The organism is Oleiphilus sp. HI0061 (genome assembly GCF_001635675.1).
This window is the reverse complement of sequence record NZ_LWFE01000424.1, coordinates 1-8,690: the sequence shown is the minus strand read 5'-3', so window position 1 is coordinate 8,690 and position 8,690 is coordinate 1. Positions and strand designations below refer to the sequence as shown.

The following is an 8,690-nucleotide window of genomic DNA, read 5'->3' as shown; positions in this document are numbered from 1 at the left end:
TATCTATTTTGCAGACGACGCTTACTTCCCTTATGGTTTGTTGCCGGAGCAGGTGCTTCGGCAACGCTTAAGAGAAGTTGTCTCGGCAATGTTGCTCCAACATAAGCCAGAGCTGGTTGTTCTGGCTTGTAATACTGTTAGCACCCTAGTCCTGCCGGATTTACGGGCGGAGTTTGATGTGCCCTTTGTCGGCGTTGTACCCGCTATAAAGCCCGCAGCCCAGATGACCCAAAGCGCGGTGATAGGGTTATTAGCGACTCCGGCAACGGTTAAGCGCCAATATACAGATCAATTAATTAAGGACTATGCAAGTCATTGTTGCGTGGTTCGAATTGGTAGCAGTGAGCTTGTTGAACAAGCCGAAATGCACTTGTCGGGTTACCCAGTTGATCAAGCACTTCTTGCTCGAGTGCTGGCACCGTTTAAACAAGAAGTCGATGGCTCAAGGGTAGATGTGGTTGTCTTGGGATGTACTCATTTCCCTTTACTTAAAGATCAGCTTAGTGCCTTGCTTCCCCAGGTAAGCTGGGTAGATTCCGGTGAAGCGATTGCAAAGCGAGTGCAGCATTTGTTGGCTGGTGAGCAGGGGGTTATTCCAGGGCAAGATCTCTCTACAAAGAACGCGATTCATCAGATTTATTTTTCTGAGATGACGCCTAATGAAGAGGTGTTCTCGGAATCATTACAAGCCTTGGGCTTAGCTCAATACCAGCTTCACTGTTTCTCGGCCAGTATGGACTGAAATGCGGGTTGGCCCAGTACGCTAAAAGTCTGCTCTTTACAGAGCTTCAAACCCTTCTTTTCAAGTAGGTCTGCGTAATTGTAAAGGCCATGAATAGCATTGCCTGCGACCGCAAAGAAAGCCGTTGCGGCGGTTAGCCAGTAGGCTTGCTGAGCAGTCTTTTGAAATATATTGCCACTGGCAGTTTTAAAATCACCAATAATCACGTAGCCACCTGGTTTACACAGTTTGATCAGGTGGTCTAACACCGCATTCATTTTGTCTTTCTCAAATACTGTTAGAAAGAAGTTGGCAACCACGACATCATAATTAGCTTTTGCTTCATGCTTGAGTATGTCACCAAGGATAGGTTTAATATTGAGTGACTCCTTATCGGGGTGCTTCTCAATAAGTTTGAGGTTGGTATCCATCATTGTTGGTGATAAATCAATTAATGTCGATTCAGCACCGAGTTCAGCTGCTCTAATGGCATCATCACCTTGTCCCGCACCAGCAAATAAGACTTTACTACCAGTCTTGACGAGTTCTTCATCAAGCATCGCTAAGCGGCATTCCTGTATAGCATTGCCGCTATATAGTTTGCTTAAAGTGTCGTAGGAACGTCCAATTAATCTGTATTTGTCTAACATGGTTTGAGCTTTCAAAGAGAAGAGGCAGGTTTGACTATAAGGCTTTGCATTATTATGGATGTTCTGAGGAAAAAGGCCAGCTTATATCTCAATAAGCTGGCTCGCATTGTTGTTAATCTGTTCAAGTGCGTCACGGCCTGGAACGGCTCTACCAAAATAGAAGCCTTGAATCTCCTGGCAGCCCAAAGACTTTAGGTAACTTAGTTGAGTCTCGGTTTCGACGCCTTCGGCAACAATATTGAGTTTCAGGCCGTGGGCCATGGATACAATAGCATTAACGATGCAGGCATCATCGTGTGTATCTTCAATATCCTTGATGAAGGACTGGTCTACTTTCAAAGTATGAATAGGCAGTTTATGAATATAGTTCAGTGATGAATAACCCGTGCCAAAGTCGTCAATGGCAATGGTGACGCCATGCTCAGAGAGTTGTCTGAGTTTTTGAGTCATATTCTCAAGGTCGTTCATAATAACATTTTCAGTGAGCTCGATTTCGAGATTTCCGGGCGGGAAATCTGCCTGGCGCAAGCTGGATAGTAAACGCTGTACAAAGCGCGGGTGTTCAACCTGGAGAGGTGAGAAGTTTACTGATAAGCGAATGTCACTTTGGCCGCTGTCGATCCAGGATTTAATTTCTTTACAGGCCGAATGCAGTACCCAGTCGCTAATATCAGACATTAGTCGGGTTTCTTCGGCTAAAGGAATAAACTCGCCAGGATAGATTAGACCACGCTCAGGATGCTGCCATCTTACCAGCGCTTCAACACCGATGGTCTTACCTGTCTTGGCAGAAATTTGAGGCTGATAATAAACTTTGAACTGGTTACGTTCCAGTGCGTTTCTAAGGTCTCTTTCCAGGCTCAAACGATTTGAGGTGTGGATGGCCATATCTTCGCTGTAGTACTGGTAACCATCTTTACCGCGTCCCTTTACATGGTACATAGCAACATCGGCATTTTGGATGAGCTGGTCAACCGTGTTCCCGCCATTAGGGTAGACGGCAATACCAATACTTACGCCGACAAATACTTCATGCTCACCCAGGTCGAAAGGGGCTTTGAGTGTTGAAATGACTTTCTTGGCAATGGTTCTGGCATCTTCAGGCGAAGAAATTGATGGCAGAAGTAGGGTGAATTCATCTCCACCAAAACGAGATAAGGTATCACACTTTCTGACGCAGCTTTCAAGGCGAAGGGCCACAGACTGCAATAAGCGGTCGCCCATAGCGTGCCCCAAAGTATCGTTGACCACTTTAAAGCGATCCAGATCCAGGAACATGACGGCGACATGATTCTTGTTTCGTTTGGCCTGCGCGATAGAGATGTTTAGACGGTCTTTAAACAGCGCTCTGTTCGGGAGGCGTGTAAGAAGGTCGTGATAGGCCTGAAAGTTAATAAACTCTTCGGCTTCTTTTCGCTCGGTAATGTCACGAGCTGTTCCATAGGTGCCAATCACTTTGGTAAGCGTTTTCTTTTTTCCGGAAATGTCTGTAACTGAGGTTCTTACTTTACGCTCAATAGGGAAGAAAGTGACTTCAAAATAGCGCGCTGTATGGTCTGATTTTTTAGCTTTCAGGCGCAACTCTGAAGACCAGGTATCCTGTTTTTTACCGAACTGTTCCTCAAATAGATAGCTGGCACGCTCCAGGTCATTCTCTTCAATAATATCCAGGTAGTTTCGGCCGATTAAGTCTGTTTTCTTATAACCAAGAATGCTTTCTACTTTGTTGTTCAGAAAAGTGAATCGACCACTTTTGTCGAGCATGAAAACGATATCAGGAGAACTGTTAACGATGTAGCGGTGAAGTTCTTCAGATTTTTGTAGTCTCGATTGCATAGCGTGGTGTGCTTTTTCAAGCATCACCTTCTGCAGGGCGCTTTCCATGGTAGAAAGCAGTTCTTCAGGGTCATAGGGCTTACGCAAGTAATCATACGCGCCACGTCGTAAAGCTTTGCTTACCGCAGAAAAAGAAGACTCGCCGCTGACAACAATTGTTGCAACATCGATTTCTTTTTGAGTGATAAAGTCCATCACTTGATGACCATTGAGATCAGCCATATTCAGATCAAGAAGAACTAGATCAAAGTCTTCTGATGATAGCTTTTCACAGGCCTGCAGGCCACCATGTGCGCAAACAACTTGATAGCCTTTGTTGAGTAGAAGGTTCTCAAGACTTTTAAGTAGGCGATACTCATCGTCGACGATAAGAATGCAGGCTTGTTCAGTTTGCAGACTTAGATTCTGCTCTGTTTTTTGTATTTTCATGCTAACTCTTGACCACTACGTAATCACTACGTTCATTACTGCTCCATATTCCTCTCCTATAGTCGCTTCCATACACATGGACTATAGGCTTTCTTGAGGAAGAAAGATTTGAAACGTCGTTCCTTTTTCGTTGCTTCTACAACTAATGGTACCTTTAGCATCCCTGACGAGGTTTTTGGTAATACTCAGGCCCAAGCCTGAGTGTCCGTCACCTTTTGTTGAGGTAACAGGTTTAAAAAGGCTTTTTGCTATTTCTTCTGGCAGGCCTGGGCCTTGGTCCTTGATCAGGATTTCTACGTAACCCTGGCCATTAAGGTTGATATTGGCTGCCGTGCTGATAAAAATAATGCCGCCTTCAGGCATTGCTTCCGAGGCGTTTTTAATCAGATTTGTAATGATTTGCTTGAACTGGTTCCTTTTCGTGCCGATTCGCTTCAAGTCCTGATCTAAGTCTAGCTGATAGGAAGTGTCGTGCAAGACGAATAAAGAATGCTCATATAAGGTGCAAAGATTCTTGATTTCGGTATTAATGTCGACGCCGGACTGTGTTTCGACGGCTTCTTGTTTTAGGTCGCGTAAACGTAAAATAATCTGACTTGTTCTATTTAGTTCTTCTCTGACAATATCAAGCTCTTCAGCTAGCTCGTGTTGCTCGTAACTTTCTGCAGGCCCCGTTAGTTTGTTAGACAAAGAGACCAAATAGTTATTAATGATGTTTAAGGGGTTGTTGGCTTCGTGGGCTATTTCCCTGGCTCGCTGTGCCATAGCTTCAGTGCTGGCATCGCTCTCAATGCGTGTAATTTTTTCCGTGGTCTTACTGCAAGCCTGGGCCATTTCCTCGGTAAAGTACTTTAATAAACGTATTTGGTGTGAGCTTTGGCTCAGAGAGTGTTCACAGGCAATCACCAATACGCAAAATAAGTCTTCATGAGTCCGAATCGGACAGCAAACAATACCCGTGCTATTGAGTCCCCTAGTTATCTGCTGATCGACAACTGATAAGTTGTTTGAGTCATTGGCTGAGCTTGAGGCCTCAATATTGTGGTCAAGTGAGCACATTACCTGGTTTCTTGCGGCTGACTGCGCGACTAGGCTGCGCTCATTACTTAGTTTCACTTTAATAGGTACTTCATTGTCGCCATGTGCCTGGCCTGAAACGAGCTCTTTAGATTCGGGGTTAAACCAGTAGACTTCGCTTTGGCTAAAACCAAAAAGTAGCTCAAGGCTCGTGCGTAGTGACCTTCCTAGCTCATCTCGGTTTTGGGCGTGACTCAGTTCAGTGCTAACATTCTGGATAAGACCAATCTTTCGGACTTGCTCGGCCAGCTTTACTTGGGCTTTTTTATCGTTTTCACTATCTATGTCGGCTTGAATGTCTATTTCGATATTTAGAGTCTTGGCCATTTCTTTAACATCGCCTTCGACTTTAAAGACAATTTCTTTTAGTAGTGCGCTGTTTAGTTCAAATAATTGGTAACCCAAGTCTGCGAAACTGTCGCCTGAGAAATAATCCTGCTGAAAAGTGCCTAACTGGCTTGAAAGGTATATGAGCTTAACCAGGTGATGAGCATCCTGAATAGATTCAGGCTCGGCGTGATGGAACTCAATCGCATCAACAGCAAAGCTACTTAAGTTCCACTCTTTTGCGAGCCATGCTCCTATTTGAGTATGGTCAACTGAAAATGCTTCTTGCTCAAATTTACAGAGCTTATGAGTAAGAACCTCTGGCTTACTACGAAGTTCTGCATACTCTTGTGGAAAGTGACTGTCGAGAACCACCTCCCCGATGTTGTGAAGCAATGCAGTCAGATAGGCTTCATCAGGATTAGGGTAGCTGGTCAGGATCGCTAATGCTTTTGCAATTAAAGCTGTGCTCAGAGAGTGCTTCCAGAACTGTTTCAAAAAAACGAGGTGTTGACTCTTAAAGCCCGAGAAGAATTGTTGTACCGCCGCAGTGATAACAATCGTCTTGATTGTATCGGTACCCAAAACAAGTAGAGCGCGCTCAATACTTTTTATTTCGGTTCCGCGATTGTAGAACGACGAATTTGCCAGGGATATAACGCGTGCGGTGATCGCAGCATCATGACTAATTATTTGTGACATTCGCTGAAAGGTTGCGCCGTCTTCCTGACAAGCTTCCAGCATTTCAACCAATACATGAGGAAGAGAAGGTAGCTTATTTACCTTCAATTCGTTCATTATTTGTTGTGTGTTGTCTGTAGTCATGGCTTTTTATGATAAAAAATCGTCTTTTAAAGAACGTTATTATTGAGCATATATTAGACAATACTCTATACAAATTAAACATTTATTGCACTTTTTTTAAGTAATTGTTTAAAAGTGAGATTTGCTACTAGAAAAATACTACTTGGTTGTTGTGCGTGATTTGGTGTTTTATCTATCTTAAAGTCGGTAGAATGGGCGAGTTCATGATGTGCGCATGGTAATGTGTTTGTTTGAACCTAAAACGTATTGCCTGCAGGGCAAGCGCACTGAATTTAGTATTAAAACTGTTACCTTGAAAGGCCTTTTTGCGGTGATGCTAGACAAGAATAAAATACCCCGTGTAATCGCGATCACTGGCGGAAAAGGTGGTGTAGGTAAGACGAGTGTTTCAATTAATCTGGCGATTGCTTTGTCAAAAAGCGGCTCCAAAGTGTGCTTGCTAGATGGTGATACCGGCTTAGCTAATACCAATATCATGTTGGGGCTCTATCCCGCCTATACGCTGGAGCATTTGTTCACGGGTGAAAAGTCGATTCAGGATATCGTGCTCGAAGGGCCCGAGGGTATCCAGGTCATTCCAGGAGCATCGGGTTTCGCTCAGTGTGTTGAGTTGGATGTCGGGCAGCAACAAAGGCTGGTGACTTCTATTCGTGCAATTGAGCCTCATTATGACTATATGATGGTCGACACAGCCGCGGGTATTTCTCCAACCGTTCTTCATTTTATTGCCGCGTCTCAAGTTGCTGTCGTTGTGGTGACCCCCGAGCCAACCTCTTTAACTGATGCGTTCTCTCTGCTTAAGGTGCTCAAACGCCGCGGTTATCGACGAGAGGTTCAGATTGTTGTCAATATGGTCTCTAATGCGGCGCAAGCTAAGAAGGTCTTTCAGCGCTTTTCACAAGCCGTTAGTAAGTATCTGGACCTGAATACAGAATACCTGGGCTCGGTATGGATGGATGAAAGCATGCGAGCGGCAGTCAGCTTGCAGCGTCCTGTTGCGCTTTATCCTAAAACCGATCCTTCCGCTCGTTGTTTTTATCGCTTAGCAGAAAAAATAGATGACCTGTTTAGCCAGACAGGCGTTCCGCGTTTGGCCTTTAGCGCCTATTGGCAAAAAGTAGTAGAGCGACAAGTCGCTCGCCCACAGAAAAGCATCGCGGCCAAACAAGCGGCTTCGACAAGAAAAACGACGTCTCTTCATAAACCGGGCTCTTTTGATAAGCTGCGTGAGCAAATGGCAAGCTTTAGCTCGGCAGGAGAGCAATCCCAGGGGAATAAAAGAGCGGTCTCGAGTTATGAACAAACCTTGCTTGACCAAGTTCGGGAAGCTCAAGGCGACTTGTCTCCTGAATCAGAGATCCATGTTGAAGACAATGCTTTGGATTCCGGCGTTGAAGCTAGCGTTGAACGTTATGTTGAGCAAAAAGCAGAGCTAGTAGAGGAGCCGCTATCAGAGCATTCTGAAGATGCATGGGTCGATCTACGGCTTCGTTTAAATAACTTCTTTAGCGATAAAAATACAACACCCGAACAGATGGTGACTTTGTTGTCTGGGTGTATTTACAGTTTTGGTGATCGTCTGGGCAATGCAGCAGTTGACCTTCTTCATAGCTTGCTGCATTCTCTGGATCCTGATCAGTTGAGTGAAGAACAAAAACAATTGTTATTGTCTGATTATGAACGCATCGGTTTGGATGAATACCGCCAGTCGATAAAGCTCAGACAATCCAAAGCCCGTTATGACGCTTCTGGTTTTGGTGATCAACAAGTTCTAGCGCGAGCAATTCGCTCCTCAGCTGAAGATATACCACTGGAAAGTTTATTAGAATCAATCAAGTATGCGTCTTTAGTCGACTCTTCCGGTGACTCATAAAGAATAAAAAGAGACTCTGAATAGTGAGGCTCTACAAGGACCGGAGACATCTCATGAGTAATCAAAAAGTTTATCCCATTCACGCGCAGGCTAAAGCCCGCACTAATATCGATCAAGACCGTTATCAAGCGCTTTATCAGCAGTCGCAGGATGACAATGAATCGTTCTGGGCAGAGCAGGGAAAGCGCCTTGAATGGATCAAACCTTATTCCCAGGTAAAAGATGTATCGTTTTCTTCTAATGATTTGCATATTCGCTGGTATTACGACGGTGTCTTGAATGCTTCGGTAAATTGTCTAGATCGCCACTTGGCTGAGCGTGGTGAACAGACTGCAGTTATCTTTGAGGGAGATGAGCTAGATTCTTCTAAGCATATTTCCTATCGAGAGCTGTACGAAGAAACGTGTAAGTTTGCCAACGCCATGCGACAAACAGGTGTAAAAAAGGGCGACATTGTCACTATCTATATGCCTAATGTTCCTGAAACTGCTGTAGCGATGTTGGCCTGTGCTCGTATTGGTGCCATTCATTCTGTTGTGTTTGGTGGTTTTTCTCCTGAAGCCTTGGCTGCTCGTATCGCTGACGGTGCAGCGAAATGGGTCGTGACGGCTGATGAAGGCGTACGTGGTGCCAAAGCGATTCCTCTAAAGAAAAATGTCGATGCAGCGATTGAAACCGATGCGGTCACGACGGTTGAAAATGTCTTTGTGTTAAAACGCACCGGCAATGATGTTAATTGGGTCGAGGGTCGAGACCTTTGGTATCATGAACTTTTGGCAGGTGCTTCGAGTGAGTGTGAACCTGAGCCAATGAATGCCGAAGACCCGCTCTTTATGCTTTATACCTCTGGTTCGACGGGTAAGCCTAAAGGTGTTCTTCATACGACTGGCGGTTACATGGTCTATGCCTCGCTGACGCATGAAGTTGTTTTTGATTATCAGGAAAATGATGT

The 8,690-nt window shown here is 44.7% G+C and carries 6 protein-coding genes; 3 read left to right on the top strand and 3 right to left on the bottom strand.

Features of this window, described 5'->3' with window-relative positions; all coding sequences use genetic code 11:
* The coding region (murI, locus tag A3735_RS05725; protein ID WP_068637731.1) for a glutamate racemase at positions 1-742 on the top strand (742 nt) is incomplete at its 5' end.
* Here murI and A3735_RS05720 read toward each other — a convergent pair.
* The 3 genes from A3735_RS05720 to A3735_RS05710 form a co-directional block, all read right to left on the bottom strand.
* On the bottom strand, positions 715-1,371 hold the full coding sequence (locus A3735_RS05720) for a bifunctional 2-polyprenyl-6-hydroxyphenol methylase/3-demethylubiquinol 3-O-methyltransferase UbiG (RefSeq protein WP_068514702.1): 657 nt from the start codon (positions 1,369-1,371) through the stop codon (positions 715-717). The genes murI and A3735_RS05720 overlap by 28 nt on opposite strands.
* Positions 1,372-1,452: 81 nt before the next feature.
* Positions 1,453-3,636, bottom strand: a complete 2,184-nt coding sequence (locus A3735_RS05715; protein ID WP_068514704.1) for an EAL domain-containing protein — start codon at positions 3,634-3,636, stop codon at positions 1,453-1,455.
* A gap of 81 nt (positions 3,637-3,717) precedes the next feature.
* Positions 3,718-5,865: an HDOD domain-containing protein gene (locus A3735_RS05710; RefSeq protein ID WP_068642366.1), complete on the bottom strand. Its 2,148-nt coding sequence runs from the start codon at positions 5,863-5,865 to the stop codon at positions 3,718-3,720.
* A 226-nt stretch (positions 5,866-6,091) separates the two neighbouring features.
* Between A3735_RS05710 and A3735_RS05705 the strand changes: the two genes are divergently transcribed.
* Positions 6,092-7,738 carry a P-loop NTPase gene (locus A3735_RS05705; RefSeq protein WP_197485691.1) on the top strand — a complete coding sequence of 549 codons (1,647 nt, stop codon included), beginning with the start codon at positions 6,092-6,094 and terminating at the stop codon, positions 7,736-7,738.
* A gap of 53 nt (positions 7,739-7,791) precedes the next feature.
* Positions 7,792-8,690: AMP-binding protein (locus A3735_RS05700; RefSeq protein ID WP_156499440.1), on the top strand; the 899-nt coding region annotated here is incomplete at its 3' end.

Bases quoted from the DNA above. Each gene is read 5' to 3' on its own strand.
- A3735_RS05720 (WP_068514702.1), bottom strand. From the start codon at position 1,371: ATGTTAGACAAATACAGATTAATTGGACGTTCCTACGACACTTTAAGC.
- A3735_RS05715 (WP_068514704.1), bottom strand. From the start codon at position 3,636: ATGAAAATACAAAAAACAGAGCAGAATCTAAGTCTGCAAACTGAACAA.
- A3735_RS05710 (WP_068642366.1), bottom strand. From the start codon at position 5,865: ATGACTACAGACAACACACAACAAATAATGAACGAATTGAAGGTAAAT.